This window comes from Enterobacter sp. V89_11 (assembly GCF_029967775.1).
In the GTDB taxonomy this organism is placed as follows: domain Bacteria; phylum Pseudomonadota; class Gammaproteobacteria; order Enterobacterales; family Enterobacteriaceae; genus Enterobacter; species Enterobacter ludwigii.
The window spans coordinates 39,695-59,319 of the sequence record NZ_JASCAN010000003.1 but is presented as its reverse complement, the minus strand read 5'-3'; the positions used below and the strand labels follow the sequence as shown (position 1 = coordinate 59,319).

Annotated in this window: 18 protein-coding genes; 12 read left to right on the top strand and 6 right to left on the bottom strand. The window is 55.6% G+C overall.

Annotated elements, in window-relative coordinates:
* Positions 1–165 precede the first annotated feature (165 nt).
* On the top strand, positions 166–885 hold the full coding sequence (gene ompR, locus QLG09_RS03220) for a two-component system response regulator OmpR (RefSeq protein WP_006177890.1): 720 nt from the start codon (positions 166–168) through the stop codon (positions 883–885).
* Entirely contained in the window at positions 882–2,228 is a 1,347-nt protein-coding gene (envZ, locus tag QLG09_RS03215) for a two-component system sensor histidine kinase EnvZ (protein ID WP_014171962.1), read from the top strand. The genes ompR and envZ overlap by 4 nt, the downstream gene beginning before the upstream one ends.
* 47 nt (positions 2,229–2,275) lie before the next feature.
* On the opposite strand, the gene pckA is transcribed toward envZ, so the two are convergent.
* The 5 genes from pckA to QLG09_RS03190 all read right to left on the bottom strand — a co-directional run bounded on the left by pckA (position 2,276) and on the right by QLG09_RS03190 (position 8,436).
* A complete protein-coding gene (gene pckA, locus QLG09_RS03210; protein ID WP_032680145.1) occupies positions 2,276–3,895 on the bottom strand; it encodes a phosphoenolpyruvate carboxykinase (ATP) in 1,620 nt (539 codons plus the stop codon).
* A 353-nt stretch (positions 3,896–4,248) separates the two neighbouring features.
* Complete coding sequence (hslO, locus tag QLG09_RS03205) at positions 4,249–5,127, bottom strand: Hsp33 family molecular chaperone HslO (protein ID WP_014171960.1); 879 nt, start codon at positions 5,125–5,127, stop codon at positions 4,249–4,251.
* A 24-nt stretch (positions 5,128–5,151) separates the two neighbouring features.
* Entirely contained in the window at positions 5,152–5,553 is a 402-nt protein-coding gene (gene hslR / locus QLG09_RS03200; protein WP_020884572.1) for a ribosome-associated heat shock protein Hsp15, read from the bottom strand.
* Positions 5,550–6,233, bottom strand: coding sequence for a GMP/IMP nucleotidase (yrfG, locus tag QLG09_RS03195; RefSeq protein WP_282488728.1), 684 nt, complete (start codon positions 6,231–6,233; stop codon positions 5,550–5,552). The genes hslR and yrfG overlap by 4 nt, the downstream gene beginning before the upstream one ends.
* Positions 6,234–6,300: 67 nt before the next feature.
* Positions 6,301–8,436, bottom strand: a complete 2,136-nt coding sequence (locus tag QLG09_RS03190) for an intracellular growth attenuator family protein (protein ID WP_282488727.1) — start codon at positions 8,434–8,436, stop codon at positions 6,301–6,303.
* A gap of 326 nt (positions 8,437–8,762) precedes the next feature.
* Between QLG09_RS03190 and nudE the strand changes: the two genes are divergently transcribed.
* On the top strand, positions 8,763–9,323 hold the full coding sequence (gene nudE / locus QLG09_RS03185) for an ADP compounds hydrolase NudE (protein ID WP_014171956.1): 561 nt from the start codon (positions 8,763–8,765) through the stop codon (positions 9,321–9,323).
* A gap of 72 nt (positions 9,324–9,395) precedes the next feature.
* Here the strand turns inward: nudE and mrcA are convergent, their stop codons facing one another.
* Complete coding sequence (gene mrcA / locus QLG09_RS03180) at positions 9,396–11,948, bottom strand: peptidoglycan glycosyltransferase/peptidoglycan DD-transpeptidase MrcA (protein WP_282488726.1); 2,553 nt, start codon at positions 11,946–11,948, stop codon at positions 9,396–9,398.
* A 119-nt stretch (positions 11,949–12,067) separates the two neighbouring features.
* Between mrcA and QLG09_RS03175 the strand changes: the two genes are divergently transcribed.
* The 9 genes from QLG09_RS03175 to dam all read left to right on the top strand — a co-directional run bounded on the left by QLG09_RS03175 (position 12,068) and on the right by dam (position 19,596).
* A complete protein-coding gene (locus tag QLG09_RS03175; protein ID WP_049023786.1) occupies positions 12,068–12,844 on the top strand; it encodes a hypothetical protein in 777 nt (258 codons plus the stop codon).
* Positions 12,841–13,335, top strand: coding sequence for a PilN domain-containing protein (locus QLG09_RS03170; protein ID WP_032680147.1), 495 nt, complete (start codon positions 12,841–12,843; stop codon positions 13,333–13,335). Before QLG09_RS03175 ends, QLG09_RS03170 begins: the two co-directional genes overlap by 4 nt.
* Before the next feature lie 3 nt (positions 13,336–13,338).
* Positions 13,339–13,800, top strand: a complete 462-nt coding sequence (locus QLG09_RS03165) for a hypothetical protein (RefSeq protein WP_020884578.1) — start codon at positions 13,339–13,341, stop codon at positions 13,798–13,800.
* A complete protein-coding gene (locus QLG09_RS03160; RefSeq protein WP_059305538.1) occupies positions 13,790–14,194 on the top strand; it encodes a HofP DNA utilization family protein in 405 nt (134 codons plus the stop codon). Before QLG09_RS03165 ends, QLG09_RS03160 begins: the two co-directional genes overlap by 11 nt.
* The gene (gene hofQ / locus QLG09_RS03155) at positions 14,106–15,344 is read left to right on the top strand and encodes a DNA uptake porin HofQ (protein WP_032680150.1); all 1,239 of its coding nucleotides are present in this window, start codon (positions 14,106–14,108) and stop codon (positions 15,342–15,344) included. Before QLG09_RS03160 ends, hofQ begins: the two co-directional genes overlap by 89 nt.
* 286 nt (positions 15,345–15,630) lie before the next feature.
* The gene (gene aroK, locus QLG09_RS03150) at positions 15,631–16,152 is read left to right on the top strand and encodes a shikimate kinase AroK (protein ID WP_003861630.1); all 522 of its coding nucleotides are present in this window, start codon (positions 15,631–15,633) and stop codon (positions 16,150–16,152) included.
* Between the two features lie 57 nt (positions 16,153–16,209).
* Entirely contained in the window at positions 16,210–17,298 is a 1,089-nt protein-coding gene (aroB, locus tag QLG09_RS03145; protein WP_032679104.1) for a 3-dehydroquinate synthase, read from the top strand.
* A gap of 92 nt (positions 17,299–17,390) precedes the next feature.
* A complete protein-coding gene (damX, locus tag QLG09_RS03140; RefSeq protein WP_049023789.1) occupies positions 17,391–18,716 on the top strand; it encodes a cell division protein DamX in 1,326 nt (441 codons plus the stop codon).
* Between the two features lie 67 nt (positions 18,717–18,783).
* Positions 18,784–19,596 (top strand): adenine-specific DNA-methyltransferase, encoded by an 813-nt coding sequence (gene dam, locus QLG09_RS03135; protein ID WP_014171946.1) that lies wholly within the window; start codon positions 18,784–18,786, stop codon positions 19,594–19,596.
* Positions 19,597–19,625 lie beyond the last annotated feature (29 nt).

Here is a 19,625-nt window from a genome sequence, read left to right as displayed (position 1 = left end):
CAACGTTAATAATGATTTATGTGATGAAATGTGCAGATAAGCTGCTGTTAAATATGCTTTGTAACAATTTCGACTAGAATTTATACCAGAATTAGCTGGTCGAACACGTGCACTTTTTTAGAATACGCTGTTATTAGACTATCCGAACCTTTGGGAGTACACACAATGCAAGAGAACTACAAAATTCTGGTCGTGGATGACGACATGCGCCTGCGTGCGCTGCTTGAGCGTTATCTGACCGAGCAGGGCTTCCAGGTTCGTAGCGTGGCCAACGCTGAGCAGATGGATCGTCTGCTGACCCGCGAATCTTTCCATCTTATGGTACTCGACCTGATGCTGCCTGGTGAAGACGGGCTTTCCATTTGCCGCCGTCTGCGTAGCCAGAGCAACCCTATGCCGATCATCATGGTGACGGCGAAAGGGGAAGAGGTTGACCGCATCGTTGGTCTGGAAATCGGTGCTGACGACTACATTCCAAAACCGTTCAACCCGCGTGAACTGCTGGCCCGTATTCGCGCCGTGCTGCGCCGTCAGGCGAACGAACTGCCTGGCGCACCGTCGCAGGAAGAAGCGGTGATTGCGTTTGGTAAGTTCAAGCTCAATCTCGGTACCCGTGAGATGTTCCGTGAAGATGAACCTATGCCGCTCACCAGCGGTGAGTTCGCGGTGCTGAAAGCGCTGGTCAGCCACCCGCGTGAGCCGCTTTCACGTGACAAGCTGATGAACCTGGCGCGCGGCCGTGAATACTCCGCAATGGAACGTTCCATTGACGTGCAGATCTCCCGTCTGCGCCGCATGGTGGAAGAAGATCCGGCGCATCCTCGTTATATTCAGACCGTATGGGGTCTGGGCTACGTGTTTGTCCCGGACGGCGCTAAAGCATGAGGCGAATGCGCTTCTCTCCGCGAAGCTCATTTGCCCGTACGCTGTTACTGATTGTCACCCTGCTGTTCGTCAGCCTGGTGACAACCTATCTGGTGGTGCTGAACTTTGCGATCCTGCCGAGCCTCCAGCAGTTCAATAAGGTTCTGGCATACGAAGTGCGTATGCTGATGACCGATAAACTGCAACTGGAGGACGGCACGCAGTTAGTTGTTCCCCCGGCGTTTCGCCGTGAAATCTACCGTGAGCTGGGTATTTCGCTTTACTCCAACGAAGCGGCAGAAGACGCTGGCCTGCGCTGGGCGCAGCATTATGAGTTCCTCAGCCAGCAGATGGCGCAGCAGTTAGGTGGCCCGACGGAAGTGCGCGTTGAGGTCAACAAAAGCTCGCCGGTCGTCTGGCTGAAAACGTGGCTGTCACCCAATATCTGGGTGCGCGTCCCGCTGACCGAAATTCACCAGGGTGACTTCTCACCGCTGTTCCGCTACACCCTTGCCATTATGCTGCTGGCGATAGGCGGCGCGTGGCTGTTTATTCGTATACAGAACCGACCGCTGGTCGACCTGGAGCACGCTGCGCTGCAGGTCGGTAAAGGGATTATTCCTCCGCCACTGCGTGAGTACGGTGCCTCAGAAGTGCGTTCCGTGACGCGGGCCTTTAACCATATGGCGGCTGGCGTGAAGCAGCTGGCGGACGACCGTACGCTGCTGATGGCGGGCGTGAGTCATGACCTGCGCACGCCGCTCACGCGTATCCGTCTGGCGACGGAGATGATGGGCGAAGAGGATGGTTATCTTGCGGAGTCCATTAACAAGGACATCGAAGAGTGTAACGCCATTATCGAGCAGTTCATTGACTACCTGCGTACCGGGCAGGAGATGCCGATGGAGATGGCCGATCTGAATGCGGTACTCGGTGAAGTGGTCGCGGCGGAAAGCGGCTACGAGCGGGAAATCGATACCGACCTGCAGGCCGGTGAAATTCAGGTGCGGATGCACCCGCTTTCCATTAAACGTGCGGTGGCCAATATGGTGGTTAACGCGGCCCGTTATGGCAATGGCTGGATTAAAGTCAGCAGCGGATCTGAGCTCAACCGCGCCTGGTTCCAGGTGGAAGATGACGGTCCGGGCATTAAGCCAGAGCAGCGTAAGCATCTGTTCCAGCCGTTTGTGCGGGGCGATAGCGCGCGCAGTACCAGCGGAACCGGCTTAGGCCTGGCGATTGTGCAGCGTATTGTGGATAACCATAACGGCTTGCTGGAGATTGGGACCAGTGAGCGGGGCGGTTTAAGCATTCGCGCATGGTTACCGGTGCCGGTGACGCGCGGGCAGGTGAGAGAGAGTTAAAAAAGGGTGGCAAAAGCCACCCTTTTTTTTGCAGGTCGTGTCAGCTGTTACAGCTTCGGACCCGCACTCACCAGCGCTTCACCTGCCGGGGTATCGGTATACTTCTCGAAGTTCTCAATAAACAGTTTCGCCAGCGATTCTGCTTTCTCACGCCACTGCTCCGGTGAACCGTAGGTATTGCGTGGGTCGAGAATACGGGTCTCTACGCCCGGCAGCGCCGTCGGGATTGCCAGATCAAACATCGGCAGCGTGAAGGTTTCGGCGTTATCGAGTGAACCATCCAGAATGGCGTCGATAATGGCGCGGGTATCTTTGATGGAGATACGTTTGCCGGTGCCGTTCCAGCCGGTATTCACCAGGTACGCCTGCGCACCGGACGCCTGCATGCGTTTAACCAGCACTTCCGCGTACTGCGTCGGGTGCAGCGACAGGAACGCTGCGCCGAAGCAGGCGGAGAAGGTTGGCGTTGGCTCCGTCACGCCGCGCTCGGTACCGGCCAGTTTGGCGGTAAAACCAGACAGGAAGTGGTACTGCGTCTGGCTGGCGGTCAGGCGGGACACCGGAGGCAACACGCCGAACGCATCTGCCGTCAGGAAAATCACCTTCGTCGCGTGGCCCGCTTTTGACACCGGCTTCACGATGTTGTCGATGTGGTAGATAGGGTAAGACACGCGGGTGTTTTCGGTTTTCGAGGCATCGTCGAAGTCGATCGTTCCATCGGCACGTACGGTGACGTTTTCCAGCAGCGCATCGCGGCGGATGGCATGGAAGATATCTGGCTCCGCTTCTTCAGACAGGCGAATGGTCTTCGCGTAGCAGCCCCCTTCGAAGTTAAACACGCCGTCATCATCCCAGCCGTGCTCGTCATCGCCAATCAGACGACGTTTCGGATCGGTAGAAAGGGTGGTTTTACCGGTGCCGGACAGGCCGAAGAACACCGCCACATCCCCTTTTTCACCGACATTTGCCGAACAGTGCATGGAGGCGATACCGCGCAGCGGCAGCAGGTAGTTCATCACCGAGAACATCCCTTTCTTCATTTCGCCGCCGTACCAGGTACCGCCGATCAGCTGAATACGCTCGGTCAGGTTAAAGGCGATGAAGTTTTCGGAGTTAAGACCCTGCTCTTTCCACTGTGGGTTCGTGCATTTCGCCCCGTTCATCACGATGAAGTCAGGGGTGAAATCCTGCAGCTCTTCGTCGTCAGGACGAATAAACATGTTTTTCACGAAATGCGCCTGCCAGGCCACTTCAGTGATAAACCGCACGGAAAGGCGAGTGTCGGCGTTAGCGCCGCAGAAAGCATCAACGATAAACAGACGCTTGCCGGAAAGTTGATGGGTAACGAGCCCTTTCAGATGCTGCCAGGTTTCCGGAGAGAGCGGTTTGTTATCGTTCTTCCCTTTGCCTTTATCAGCCCACCACAGTGTGTCGCGGGTGGTCTCGTCTCGGACGATGTATTTATCTTTCGGCGAACGACCGGTAAAGATACCGGTATCGACGGCGATAGCACCAAGGTTAGTCAACACACCTCGCTCGTATCCTTCCAGTGCTGGATTGAGCTCTTCCTGATACAGCGTATCGTAATCGGGGTTGTAGACGATTTCCTGGACGTCGTGAATACCATAAGCCTTGAGATCTTGCGGGGTTAAACCAGTAACACGCATATCACTGCTCCTTAGCCAATATGTACTGTCTGAAATTGTAGGGTTTTTGTGAGGTTGTTAACCGCGACGGGGCTCATAGATTTACGCATCTGGACAAAACCCTTACTAACGGAAAACGCTGCGACTCCAGTCACAGGGCAGGCGGATTATCGCAGGAATCGCTTTTTGGTTGGGGAAAATGTTCCGAAAAGGTTAATGGCTGGTGATTTTATCGGAAGGAATGTGAATGTAATCGCATACACGTAAGAAAATTACGTAAGAGTTACAGTGTTAAAAACGATTCAGCCAGAGAGGGCTTTTTTGCACCTTGCCCTCTCGCAAAAGGGAGAGGGCAAGGTGAGGGCAGGCTTTGCTTAGTGGACCTGAGGATCCGCCGGGGAGGCGTTGTTGCGGATCTCAGCAATATCCATCGAATTGAACACGTAGTGCGTACCGCAGTAGTCACAGTGCATATCGATTTCGCCGTCTTCCGCCATGATGCTGTCGATCTCTTCATCCGGCAGGGTCTTCAGCGCGCCAGCGCAGCGTTCACGTGAACAGGTGCACTTAAATTCCACCGACTGTGGGTCGTAAACCGTCACTTCTTCTTCGTGATAAAGACGCCACAGGACATCGGTCGCCGACAGGGTGAACAGCTCTTCTGCTTTGACGGTTTCCGTCAGGGTCGCGAGGTGCTCGAAGTCGTTGGTCTGCGCGTCCTGCGCAGGCAGAACCTGCAGCAGCATACCGCCAGCAGCAGGCTGACCGTCTACTTCACCGGTGCGGATGAACAGACGCGTTGGCAGCTGTTCTGAACGCATGAAGTAATCTTCCAGGCAGGCCGCCAGCGTATCGCCTTCGAGGCCAACCACGCCCTGATAGCGCTCACCTTCCTCCGGGGAGATGGTGATGACCAGATAGCCATTACCCACCAGCGTTTTCAGGTCCGCGTTTTCAGGAACATCGCCCTGTACGCGCGCCACGCCACGCATCTGCTGCTGGTTATTACCGTTGATGACCGCCAGGGTCATAGGGCCATCACCCTGCAACTGCACGGTGATATCCCCGGCAAATTTCAGGGTGGCAGTCAGCAGGCTGGTGGCAACCAGCAGTTCGCCCAACAGGGTTTTCACCGGCAGCGGGTAGTTGTGGTTTTCCAGAATCTGTTTCCAGGTTTCGGATACGGTGACCAGCTCGCCGCGCACGGCGAATTGTTCAAACAGATAGCGGTGTAATTGGTCGTGTTGGGCCATAATAGTCTCTCGTGCAGGTGAGGGTTACTCGGTCTCACCGTGTTTAAATTTCATCAGATCGCGGCGCTCTTTTTTATCCGGACGCCGGTCCGGGTGGGGCATTGTCAGCGCATTCATTTTGCGCGCCAGCGCGGTCTTCTCGCGTTTTTCAATGCTCTCAGCCGTCTCTTCATACAGCAGTACGGCTTCGGTTGCGGGCCGTCGTTGTTCAGTAATGGCTTTAATCACCACGGTACGTTCATCGTTGCCCTGACGCAGCGTTAAGGTGGCATTCAATTCGACCAGCTTGCTCGGTTTGCTGCGCTGGCCGTTGTAATGTACTTTACCGCCGTCGATCATGTCGCGGGCAAGGGCGCGCGTTTTATAAAAACGGGCCGCCCACAGCCATTTATCCAGTCTTACCCCTTCAGAGGGTTTTTCTTTCATGGCCTCTCCTTCACGGTCAGTGAGGGGATTATCTGGCGATAGTCGTTCAGCCCCGGATGGCGCAGATAGCTTTTTTCAGCCAGGCCAGAGTCAGGATTGGTAACGCCCAGACAATAGCGAATGCCAAACCTGGCCGCGGAATCCAGAATAGGCTCGCTGTCATCAATAAACAGCGTACGTTCCGGCTGCAAACCGGTCTCTTCCGCCACCGCATGCCACAACCGCTGATCCTCTTTCGGATAACCAAATGTGTGGGTGGAAAGTAATAAATCAAGGTGCGAAGCAAGACCCGTATGCTCCAGCTTCACGGCCAGATTGTGAGGATGGGCGTTGGTCAGCAAGATACGGCGCTTGCCGCTCGCTTTCAGCGCATCCAGAAAAGGCACGGTATCCTCACGCAGTACGGCGCGCGGGCCCTGGGCGGTGGTCATGGCACAAATATCCAAACCGAGGCGCTCGCTCCAGTAGTCAAGACAGTACCAGTTTAGCGTATGCTGCACCGCGCTATATTGCGAACGAATGAATTCCTGCGCTTCTGCCGGGGAGATCCCCTGCTGTTCACCATAGGTTTCCGGAACCAGCTTTTGCCAGAAATAGTTATCAAAGGCGAGATCGAGCAGCGTGCCGTCCATATCCAGCAGAACGGTATCAACCTCCTGCCAGGCGATATCAAGATGCATAAGGGGGAACTCCAGCCTGAAGAAACGTGCGCGACAGGGTAGCACATCTTGTCGCGCATCGACGTTATCAGATCAGGCTCTCAGAGGAGGGGATCAGCTTAGGGTTAAGGCAATTTTCGTAATACTGCTGGATGTCGGCAAGCCTGGTACGAGAGCGCTGATAGCGACGCAGCGCCATAAAACCGTTCCAGCAAATGCATACCAGCATCGCAATCATCAGCAGCGAGGTGCCGATGTAGCGCCACAGGCCTGCGCTGTCCGGGATGCGGTGCAGGCCGATGTGGCGCGTGCCGTTGGCATCGGTAAAGATACTCGTCACAATCCCTTCAGCGCTAAACGGCGTCTGCATCAGCATCTGCGCCAGGCGCTGGAACTGGCCCCATTGTTCCTGAGCCGGGTAGTCATAAAGTGCGACCTGCGGGTATGGCTGATCGACCAGGTCGCTCCCTTCATCACTGACGATCACAAAGCCACCCGGTGCCGGGCTGTTCAACGCCTGCGCCGCGCGGGTGGTTTCGCGCATCACGAACGGTGCGGTTGACGTGGCGACCAGATTATCCAGCGACTCGGCGCTGACCGGACGCAGCAGCACGTTAACGCCATCCAGCCGGCCCGCTTCCGCGCGTTTCACCAGCGAATCCCAGTCTTTACTGTTACCCAGGTTCACAAGGGCGTTTTTGAGACGTACGCATTCGTCCTGAGCGGAACACAAATCCTGCGTTTTCAGAACGATGTCACCAAAGTCGTCCAGAAGCACCATCCCCGATTTCTGAATGGCCGAGCGCAGGGCAGGGCTCACGCGTGAGTCGTCATCGGGTTTCGGGTGCAGCTGGCGGTTGACCGTCTGGGTAAGCGACGTGGCTTTATTGACAACCTCAGATTCAGGCAGCGGCAGCGGCGGCGCATCATTCCAGATAATTTGTGAGCAATCGAACGGCATGAACGGCGAGCTCTGACGCGTATTCCATGCGCCAGGCGTATGAATGTTACACATCCCGGTGCCCTTCAGGCGCAGCGTATCACCGACCCGCACGCCAGCCTCGTCCAGTTGGTTGACGCTGGTTGCCTCAATGGTTTGCGCCCCTTTTATCCATGACAGGGTAAATTTAATGGGCATATCCAGCGGGACAAACAGCAGAAGCATGATAAAGACCAGCGCTGCCCCCCCGGCAATGACCGCACTGCGTAACCAGTGCTGAAGCGGGAAATTTTTTACTTCATCATGCAGGGATAAAAAGCGCCCCTGGCGCACCACATGGCGGTCAAGATAGATATCGATATCGGTTTTCTGCCCTAAATCCTGGGCAATCCACGGCTGCCAGTGGCGCGGGTAGATAAGATCGATAATACCGAGCGAGATATTATTGAGGTGCTCCTGGTCACTCTCACCGAACAGACCCCAGCGCTTAGGAGTACCGCGCAGGCAGTGGATCTCACGTAGCGAGGTTTTTGCCGGCGGGGCAAAGAGCCCCCACAGTCCGGCTGCCAGCAACAGCACCGCACCGCCAGCCAGCCAGGGGACAAACACATCCGGCGTCAGCAGGCAGATGAAAAAGAGCAGGAACGCGGCCACGATCAGAATCGCTTCGCGAATGCCGTCAGGGCGGCTCAGGGCGTACTCTTCATGCGTCTCCTGGCGAATGTTCAACAGCTCGATCTGCTCTGTCTCTTCGCCACGAATGGAGGCCTGCGTTGAGCTTGCGCGTTCCAGCGCAAAACGCGGGGCTTCTTGAAGATATTCATTCAACGTATGGCCGTTGAGTGAGATAACCAGCGGCAACGAATCGGTATGGATCAGCTCTACGCTGTTTTCGTCATTAATGTACTGCTCCCAGGACGGGGGCAGATGCACTTCAACCGAATCCAGGTAATAGCGCCATTTATTGGGATCGTCTGTGGTGATGCCATAGCGGGTGATGGAGCGCGTCACACTGAGCACTGTGTCACTTTGCGCATTTAACTTGATCGCCACCGGCGCAGCAGTTGCCCCCGTCGGCCCAGGTGTTAACTGAGAACGGTTCAGTGTTTCGAGATAGTTTTCTACTGCATCGCGCTCTTCTTGCGTCAGTTTACGCGTCGTCGCACCGGCAAAGGCGTTTAAAAAGGGCAGCCGGTAACGACGCCTTACGCGACGCCTGTATACCCACCCTGCAACCAATGCGCCGGCCAGCATAGCAGCGAGAACAATCAAAATGGTGCTCATGCTTTCCCCATCTTACTTATCTTCTTACAGGTGTAGTCAGTAGCACCTTTAACATTGAATGAGAGTCTGTGGTTGGCTATCGGCAAGTATGGAGTCGAACTTGAGCATTCTGAAGCGCATCCCAGTGACCGATGATGATAGCAAAGCCTGTTATGGCGCGATATCAGCAAATTCCTGGAAACATTTCAACCTCTTGACATTTGTTTTGAATTGAGGATTGATTCCTGTTACGTTGCATAAATGTAAATACAGAACAATTGACATTGCCGAAACCGTGCGGCGTATCGCACAATAAAGCCAGTTCCCACTGCTAAGACCCCATCACGATGAGCAAACCACTACAAAAACCCACCATTCTGAATGTTGAAACAGTCGCAAAATCGCGCCTGTTTAATGTCGAAAGTGTGGATCTGGAGTTCAGCAACGGTGTGCGTCGCGTTTACGAACGTATGCGCCCTTCTTCGCGCGAAGCGGTGATGATTGTTCCTGTCGTCGACGACCATCTGATCTTAATCCGCGAGTATGCCGTGGGAACCGAATCTTACGAACTTGGGTTCTCGAAAGGGCTCATCGATCCGGGTGAAACGGTCTTTGAGGCGGCCAATCGCGAGCTCAAAGAAGAGGTCGGTTTTGGCGCGAACGAACTGACGTTCCTGAAAAAACTGAGCATGGCACCCTCCTATTTTTCCAGCAAAATGAACATTGTGGTTGCTGAGGATCTCTATCCAGAATCGCTGGAAGGGGACGAGCCGGAGCCACTGCCACAAGTTCGCTGGCCGCTGGCCCATATGATGGACCTGCTCGAAGACCCTGACTTTAACGAGGCCCGCAACGTGAGCGCGCTGTTCCTGGTACGCGAATGGCTGAAGGGGCAGGGGCGGTTATAACAGCCTGATGTCCGCAACGTATGACAGAACAAAAAAAACGGCAACCTGAGGTTGCCGTTTTTACGTTGCCCGTTAGAACAACTCGTGCGTTTCGCCGTTATCAATGATTTCTGTACCCACCTCATGCACCGCCTGTGTGGTTGGCTGCGTGCCCTCAATGAAATACTCTGCACGGCTATTGCCGCCATTGGCAAGCTGCCCGGTGCTGCGGTCGATATTGACGGTAACCACGCCCGGTGGTGGCGTCAGCGGCTGCTCCGGAACGCCTTCCAGCACGGATTTCATATAGGCATCCCAGGCCGGTTGCGCACTCTTCGCGCCGCCTTCGTAGCCAGAAATCTGATCTTTAATCGCGCCTGAAGCCGTGGTGCGGCCTAAATCACGGCGATGATCGTCAAAACCGATCCAGACTGACGTCACCACGCCCGGACCGTAACCGGAGAACCACGCATCTTTCGAGCTGTTTGTTGTCCCCGTTTTACCGCCGATATCATGGCGTTGTAAATCACGTCCTGCCCGCCAGCCGGTCCCTTGCCAGCCAGGTTCGCCGAAGATGTTGGTGTTCAGCGCGCTCTTTATCAGGAACGACAGCGGCGTGTTGATGACATGCGGTGCATACTCCTGTGCCCCGCTCTGCGCTACCAGCGACTGGTTAGCCTGTTCCAGCTGCGGCTGCGGCAACACAGGGTTCGTCTGCTCCTGAGACACGGCAACGTCTTCCATGTCCTTGTTTTCAATCACTTCAGATTTTGGCGTATTGCCGTAAATGACCGGAATATCGCAGTCAGGGCAGGCAATTTTCGGCTTCGCTTCAAACAGCACGCCACCCTGGTCGTTCTCGATTTTACTGATGAAGTACGGGTCAATCAGGAAGCCACCGTTAGCCATCACCGAGTACCCCCGCGCCACCTGAAGCGGCGTAAAGGACGCAGAGCCTAACGCCAGCGATTCGGTGCGCACGATGTTCTGAGCCGGGAAACCGAAGCGTTGCAGATATTCCGCGGCATAGTCGACACCCATCGCACGCATTGCGCGCACCATCACCACGTTTTTCGACTGCCCAAGACCCTGACGAAGACGAATAGGGCCTGAATATTCCGCCGGTGAGTTCTTCGGCTGCCAGTCAGAACCGGCACCAGCATCCCAGCGGGAGATAGGCACGTCGTTCAGGATACTGGCGAGAGTCAGTCCCTTATCCATGGCTGCGGTGTAGAGGAACGGCTTGATGTTAGAGCCAACCTGACGCAACGCCTGGGTGGCGCGGTTAAATTTGCTCTGGTTGAAATCGAACCCACCGACCAGGGCCAGCACGGCACCATTCTGCGGATTGATGGACACCAGGGCCGAGTTAACGTCTGGCACCTGCGCCAGCCACCAGTTGTCGGCCACCTTGCGTACCCAGATTTGCTGTCCGGTCTGGACGACATCCGTCACTTTACGCGGCGTCGGGCCTTGCAGGGTGTCTGAGCGGTACGGGCGAGCCCAACGGATCCCGTCCATTCGCAGGGAGACAGATGTCCCATCCGCCAGCGTTGCCACCGCTTCCTGCGGATCGGCCTGAGTCACCACGGCGGGAAGGAGCGGGCCATAGGTGGGCAGCGCTTTCAGCGTACTGGTGATTTTTTTGCTGTCCCAGGCGCTTTCGCCGACTTTCCACAGCACATTCGACGGGCCGCGATAACCGTGGCGCATGTCGTAATCCATCACGTTGTTACGCACCGCTTCCTGAGCCGCCTGCTGAACGTTGCGGGTCACGGTGGTGTAAACGCGGTAGCCATCTTCGTAGGCTTTATCGCCGTAGCGGCTCACCATCTCCTGACGCACCATTTCGGTGAGATAAGGGGCAGAGAAGGCAATCTCCGGCGCATGGTAGTTGGCATCGATGACATCGTTGCGCGCCTGTTCGTACTCGCTCTGGCTGATATAGCCCTCGATCAGCATACGTGACAGGACGACGTTACGACGCGCCGTAGCGCGTTCAAGCGAGTAGAGCGGGTTGAATGTCGATGGTGCTTTAGGCAGACCGGCAATGGTTGCCATTTCGCTTAACGTCAGCTGTTCGACAGGTTTACCAAAGTACACCTGCGCGGCCGCACCAACACCGTAGGCGCGGTAGCCGAGGTAGATTTTATTGAGGTACAGCTCAAGGATCTCGTCTTTGCTCAACAACTGCTCAATACGGATCGCAAGGAACACCTCTTTGATCTTACGGGTCAGGGTCTTTTCTGGGCTAAGGAAGAAGTTACGCGCCAGCTGCTGTGTAATGGTGCTTGCCCCCTGAGAGGCATGACCGGAGAACAGCGCAATACTTGCAGCACGGAAAATCCCCACCGGATCGACACCGTGGTGCTCGTAAAAACGGCTGTCCTCGGTAGCGATAAAGGCTTTGACCATCACGGGCGGAATTTGATTTAAGGTCAGCGGGATACGACGCTTTTCGCCGTACTGCGCCATTAATTCGCCATCGGCGCTGTAGACCTGCATCGGGATCTGGAGTCGCACATCGCGAAGCGTAGCGACATCAGGCAGCTGCGGCTCAATATATTTGTACAAACCATAAATCGAGCCTGCTCCCAGCAGAATGCAACAGACTGCAAGGATTAATAAATACTTTACGAACTTCACCGGAGATTTCCCATTTGGTTTCACTTGGGCAGTTTCTAAACAATCGCGCGGTAGTATAAAGGCAAGCCTGATTCATTGATATAGCCGTCACCTGACGGGCGATAAGGAGATCGTGAAGCATGGCTTTCAAAATATGGCAAACAGGCGTTCATATTCAACAGGATAGGGTGCAGATAGTGGCGCTGGCCCGGGAGCGGTCGGGCTGGCGTTTGTGCCGCTGGTGGGCTATCACTCTGGCCGACGGGATTATCCGGGATGGCAAAATTTGCCAGCCTGAACAATTGGTTGACGCCCTGCGCGACTGGCGGAAAACGTTGCCCCACTCCCACCGGGTGTTTCTCTCATTTCCGGCGGCACGCACGTTGCAACGATCGCTTCCCCGTCCGGGCGTGGCGCTGCGCGACAGCGAACAGCTCTCCTGGCTGGGGGCGACGCTCGCGCGTGAACTGGAGATGGCTGCTGACACGCTCTGTTTTGATTATGCGCAGGATACGTTCAGCAATACATTCCATGTCACCGCGGCACAAAACAACGAGATTCATCCCCTGCTGACGCTGGCAAAGATATTGCGTTTACGGCTCGTGACGATCACCCCGGATGCCAGTGCGCTGGCGAACCTTCTCCCTGCGGTAGCGCCGGCGCAGTGTGTCGCCTGGCGGGATGGGCATCAGTGGCTGTGGGCGATGCGCCATCAGTGGGGACGGCGTTTTACCACGGAAGCGGAAAACGTGGTCGATCTCGCGGCACTGCTGGCCCTCACGCCACAGGACATTGCCCTCTTTGATAGCCAGCGAGACCCCTGGGACGCCCTGGTTCGTTGCCATGCTCCTCTGCCGGCGTGCGGCGCTGATTATACCGTCGCGCTGGCGCTGGCCATGAGTGAGGTGCCGGAATGAGCATGACGAACTTTCTGCCGTGGCGGCGGCAGCGACGCGTGCGCTGCCTGCGATTCTGGGGCGTACTGTTTGTCGCTACGTGGCTGCTGATACTGATGGGGGTTTTCAGCCTGCGGATGAATCCTCTCGTGATGACACGTGCGCTGCATATTCAACTGGCGGGCATGCAGTCCGTGCAGCAGGTGCTGGTGTCTCGTACAAGGTCAGGCACAGAGACGCCGACGCCCGCGCCAGCGCCTCAACGACGCGCCTGGCAGCCGGTGCTGGAGTCCTTTGCCGGGATGATGCCATCCCAGGTCTGGCTGACCGAACTGCGCTATCAGCCCCCTACACTGATGTTAACCGGATATGCCGCAACACTCCCCGCGCTCTCTGCTCTGCGGGATGGGCTCGGAAAGATGGCGGGGTTTACCCCCGGGCCTACGGGGGAATTACAGCAGGATGACCTGGGGCGCTGGATGTTCACCTTTCATCTGCGAAGCGAGGGCTAATGCGTGGAAACCTTGTTCGAACGCTGGTGCGAAAGCAGCCCCCGATGGCGGGTGCTGTGCTGGTGTCTGAGCGTTCTCTTTCTGGGGAGTACGACATGGGGCATGGTGCTTCGACCGGTTGCAAAGCAGGTGGCTGAACTTCAGCGGCAGGTCAGCGAGGCCGCACAGGCTAATGTCTCGCTATGGCCCGCCGCCAGTCAGGTGCCGCGGCGTCACGCACCCCGTGAAGCCACGGTAATGACGCCTTTTTCGCCACTCGAGTTTCAGGGGGCGGGCACAAGACTGGTTCACTGGAAGCCGTTGCAAAACGGAGGGGAACTGACGCTGGATGCTGAATGGCAGGCCATCCCGACTGTTTTCAGCCGGCTGGCGCAGCGGGATGTTCAGGTTGCCGCCTTTGCTCTCTCTGCACAGGGTTCGGCATTACGCCTGCGGGTGGAGCTGGAGGAGCAGCATGCGAAATAGCGCGCGTTGCCTGCTGGTGTGTTGCGCCCTGTTAGTGACCGGGATGCGGGATCCTTTTCGCCCGCCGGATGACCCTTGTGCGGTAGGGCAACTGGCGCAGTGGCATTACCACGGGATGGTGGGCGGCACTCAGGACACTGGCATTTTACAGGACGGGCAAAAGCGCTGGCATCGCCTGACACCGCAACAGCATCTCCCGGTGGGCTGGCGGGTAACGGCCCTCAATGAAAGGGAACTGGTCGTCGATGTGGGGGATGCATGTGAACCCAGACAATGGACGTGGCAACGAGAAGGAACGAAAAAGAATGAACATAAGGATAACGCTGTGGCTGCTGGCGTTCAGTCATCCGCTGTGGGCCGCCGCGCCAAAGCCGGTCACGCTGGTGGTGGATGAGGTACCTGTGGTGCAGGTGCTACAGGCGCTGGTCGCACAGGAGAACCGTAATCTGGTGGTATCGCCAGATGTCAGCGGCACGCTGTCGCTCAATCTGACACGCGTCCCCTGGCGACAGGCGCTACAGACGGTCGTCACCAGCGCCGGACTTGTTCTGCATGAAGAAGGGGGGATTTTTTATGTTCACACCGCAGCCTGGCAGCGTGAACAGCTGGAACGCAAAGAGCAGGAGCGGACACGCCGACAGCTTGATGCGCCGCTGGTCTCGCACAGCATACCTTTTTCTTACGCTGACGCCGGGGAGCTGCAAAAAGCGGCGGAAAAACTGCTCAGTCCAAAGGGGAGTTTGTCTGTCGACAAGCGCACGAACCGTCTGCTGATACGGGATAACCAGGCGGTGCTTGATACGCTGCAGCACTGGGCGACACAGATGGATATCCCTGTCGAGCAGGTGGAACTGGCGGCGCATATCGTGACCATCAATGAAAAAAGCCTGCGTGAGTTGGGGGTGAAGTGGAATCTCGCCGACGCAACGGAGGCGGGCAAGGTCGGGCAACTCACAACGCTTGGCAGCGATCTGTCCGTGGCAAACGCCACCACCCATGTGGGTTTTAATATCGGGCGGATTAACGGCAGGCTGCTGGATCTGGAGTTGTCGGCGCTGGAGCAAAAGCAGCAGGTCGATATCATCGCCAGCCCACGACTGCTGGCCTCGCATATGCAACCGGCCAGTATTAAGCAGGGCAGTGAGATCCCATATCAGGTCTCCAGCGGTGACAGCGGGGCGACCTCCGTGGAATTTAAAGAGGCGGTGTTAGGCATGGAGGTGACGCCGGTGGTGCTGCCCGGCGGTCGCGTACGCCTGAAGCTGCACATCAGTGAAAATATGCCAGGACAGGTGCTGCAGCAGGCCGATGGTGAAACGCTCGCCATCGATAAACAAGAAATTGAAACCCAGGTGGAAGTAAAAAGTGGAGAAACGCTGGCGCTGGGCGGAATTTTTTCGCAAAAGAATAAAACCGGAAGCGATCGCGTGCCTGGGCTGGGCAACATCCCGTGGCTTGGACAGCTTTTTCGCCATGACGGAAAGGACAATGAACGACGGGAGTTAGTGGTGTTTATTACACCACGACTGGTCGGTATTCGCTGAAGAGTCACGATCCTCCCAATGATTTTGCATTCAGATTGTTGCAGATGTTTGACGTGGGGCATGAATTAGCATACAAGGAGTACCGATTTGAGTTGGACTTACGTCTTATTGCCTTATGCGTCTGGTGCGGTGATTTAATCAGTTGCCAAACAAGCCGGAGTATTGAGATAATTTTTAGTCTGACTCTCGCTCTATTGCATATGAGGTTTCAGTTCATGTCCTGCTACGCCGGGTGTCTGCGAAGCGGGGATTACCATTAACGAATAGTCTTAGTAGTACCGATAAAATGGCAGAGAAACGCAATATCTTTCTGGTTGGGCCTATGGGTGCCGGCAAAAGCACTATTGGGCGTCAGTTAGCTCAACAACTCAATATGGAATTTTACGATTCTGATCAAGAGATTGAGAAACGAACCGGAGCTGATGTGGGCTGGGTTTTCGACGTAGAAGGCGAAGAAGGTTTCCGTGACCGAGAAGAAAAAGTGATCAACGAACTCACGGAAAAGCAGGGCATTGTTCTGGCAACAGGCGGTGGCTCTGTCAAATCTCGCGAAACCCGCAACCGTCTCTCCGCCCGTGGCGTAGTGGTCTATCTCGAGACGACCATCGAAAAACAGCTGGCACGTACGCAGCGCGATAAAAAGCGCCCGTTGCTGCAGGTTGAAACGCCACCACGCGAAGTTCTGGAAGCGTTGGCCGATGAACGCAATCCGCTGTACGAAGAGATTGCTGATGTGACCATTCGTACTGACGATCAGAGCGCTAAAGTGGTTGCAAACCAGATTATTCATATGCTGGAAAGCAACTGATTCTGGCTTTATATACAATCGCCTGCGGGTAAAAGCATTAAAGGTGGATGTCGCGTCATGGAGAGGATTACAGTTACTCTCGGGGAACGTAGTTACCCAATCACCATCGCGGCTGGTTTGTTTAACGACCCAGCTTCCTTTTTACCACTGAAAGCGGGTGATCAGGCGATGCTGGTCACCAATGAGACGCTGGCTCCGCTTTATCTCGACCGCGTTCGCCACCTGCTTGAACAGGCGGGCGTTAAAGTCGACAGTGTAATTCTGCCCGATGGCGAGCAGTATAAAAGCCTGGCGGTACTGGATACCGTCTTTACCGCATTGCTGCAAAAACCGCATGGTCGCGATACAACACTGCTTGCCCTGGGCGGCGGTGTTGTGGGCGATCTGACGGGCTTTGCGGCTGCAAGTTATCAACGTGGTGTGCGTTTTATTCAAATCCCTACCACGTTACTGTCTCAGGTCGACTCTTCTGTCGGCGGCAAAACGGCCGTTAACCATCCGCTCGGTAAAAATATGATTGGCGCGTTCTACCAGCCGGCATCGGTGGTGGTGGATCTCGACTGTCTGAAAACCCTACCGAAACGCGAGCTGGCTTCTGGCCTGGCTGAAGTGATCAAATACGGCATTATTCTGGATGGCGAGTTCTTTGACTGGCTGGAAGAGAATATGGATGCGTTGCTGCGCCTGGATGAGGCGACACTGGCTTACTGCATTCGTCGTTGTTGTGAGCTGAAAGCGGAAGTTGTCGCTGCAGACGAGCGTGAAACGGGCTTACGTGCTTTACTGAATCTTGGGCATACGTTTGGTCACGCGATTGAAGCCGAAATGGGTTACGGTAACTGGCTTCACGGTGAAGCAGTCGCTGCCGGAATGGTAATGGCTGCCCGCACTTCTGAACGTCTGGGGCAGTTTAAACCTGAAGAGACGGCACGCATCATCACGCTGCTTGGGCGTGCGGGCTTGCCGGTAACCGGGCCGAAAGAGATGTCGGCACAAGCGTATTTACCCCACATGATGCGCGATAAAAAAGTATTGGCAGGTGAGATGCGTCTTGTACTCCCGCTTGCAATAGGGAAGAGTGAAGTACGCGGCGGAGTGCCGCATGATGTGGTTCTTGGCGCTATTGCTGACTGTCAGCAGGCGTAACAACTAGAAAGGTCAGGCCACTGTTACAGGTGGTCGTTTAGCTTCAGGCGAAATGCAAAGTCGTTGGCATAAGCCTTTGAGTGGGGTGTTAAATGGATGAATTCAAACCAGAAGACGAGCTGAAACCCGATCCCAGCGATCGTCGTACTGGTCGTTCTCGTCAATCTTCAGAACGTGATAACGAGCCGCAGATCAACTTTGACGATGTTGATCTGGATGCAGACGATCGTCGCCCTTCGCGTAGCCGCAACGCGCGTGATGAGCGAGAAGAAGAGGGTTATGAGTCCGAAGAAGATTCAATGGACGAAGAGCCTGTAGAGCGTCGCCCACGTAAACGTAAAAAAGCCGCTGCGCAGAAACCCGCCTCCCGCCAGTACATCATGATGGGACTCGGCGTTCTGGTGCTCGTGCTGCTGATTGTCGGTATTGGTTCTGCGCTAAAAGCGCCTTCGACCCCTTCCGGTGAGCAAGCGGCATCCACTGAGAAGAGCATCAGCCTCTCTGGTAACGATGCGACCGATCAGGCGAATGGTGCGCAGCCAGCGCCGGGTACCACCTCCGCCGAGCAGACTGCCGGAAATACAACACAGCCGCAGGATGTTTCTCTGCCGCCAGTTTCTTCTACCCCCGCACAGGGTCAGGCACCTGCCACGCCGGAAGGCCAGCAGCGTGTAGAAGTTCAGGGCGACCTGAACAATGCCCTGACGCAGCCGCAAAATCAGGCGCAGGTGGACAATGCCGTGGTTAACTCTACGCTGCCAACTGAACCTGCAACCGTTGCACCGATCCGCGGTGGTAACGCTCAGCCGCAAACGGCTGCAACCGAAACCAAACCGCGCCAGACGCAACCTGCGACCCGTCCTGAACGTAAGCAGGCTGTGATTGAACCTAAGCGTGAAACCAAACCTCAGGCAGTCGTCAAAGCGCCTGAAGTGAAAGCGCCGACTCAGACAAAACGAACTGAAACGGCCACGGTGAGCGAACCGGCAAAAGCACCGGTTACGCAGACTGCACCGAAAGCAACGGCGACCACCACGGCACCGGCTGCCACTTCGGCACCAGCTGCAACTGCACCTACTGCAACTGCACCTGCAGCAACGGCAACAACCAGCGCCGCAGCAGGCAAGACTGCAGGTAACGTCGGTTCACTGAAGTCAGCCCCGTCCAGCAATTACACGCTGCAGCTGAGCAGTTCGTCTAACTATGACAACCTCAACGGTTGGGCGAAGAAAACAAATCTGAAAAACTATGTGGTTTATCAGACGACCCGTAATGGTCAGCCGTGGTACGTGCTGGTAAGTGGCGTTTATGCTTCAAAAGATGAAGCGAAACGTGCTGTCGCAACGCTGCCCGCCGACGTTCAGGCGAAAAACCCATGGGCTAAGCCAATTCATCAGGTTCAGGCTGATCTGAAGTAATGTTTAAAGCGCAGGATGCTGTCGGAGCTTTCTCCACAGCCGGAGAAGGTGTAATCAGTTAGTCAGCATGAAAAAAAATCGCGCTTTTCTGAAATGGGCAGGGGGGAAATACCCCCTGCTCGATGATATTAAAAAGCACCTGCCGAAAGGCGAGTGTCTTATCGAGCCCTTTGTGGGCGCTGGATCGGTATTCCTGAATACCGATTTTTCTCGTTATATCCTGGCGGATATCAACAGCGACCTCATTAGCCTCTACAACATCGTCAAGCTGCGGACCGACGAGTACGTGGAAGAGGCTCGGAAGCTGTTTACACCCGAGCACAATAATCCGGACGTTTACTACCAGTTCCGCACTGAATTTAATCAGAGTCAGGATCCGTTCCGTCGGGCGCTGTTGTTCCTCTATCTCAATCGACACGGCTACAACGGCCTGTGCCGGTATAATCTTCGTGGTGAATTTAACGTGCCGTTTGGCCGTTATAAGCGTCCGTATTTCCCACAGGATGAGTTGTATCACTTTGCTAAAAAAGCGCAGAATGCCGAATTCCACTGCCTCTCCTATGAAGAGTGCATGGAGCTGGCAGGCGTAAACTCGGTGGTCTATTGCGACCCGCCTTACGCACCGCTGTCTGCGACGGCAAATTTCACCGCTTATCACACCAACAGCTTCAGTCCGGCCGAGCAGGCCCGTCTGGCGGAGATGGCGGAAAAGCTGGTCAGCAAAAGAATTCCGGTGTTAATTTCGAATCACGATACCCCTGATACGCGCGAATGGTACAAAGCCGCGAAGCATTTTCAGGTCAAAGTGCGGCGTAGCATAAGCAGCAACGGCGGCACACGTAAAAAGGTGGACGAACTCCTGGCTCTTTATCGCCCCTGAGCCGTTTTGCCCGCCGGTAAACACATTTC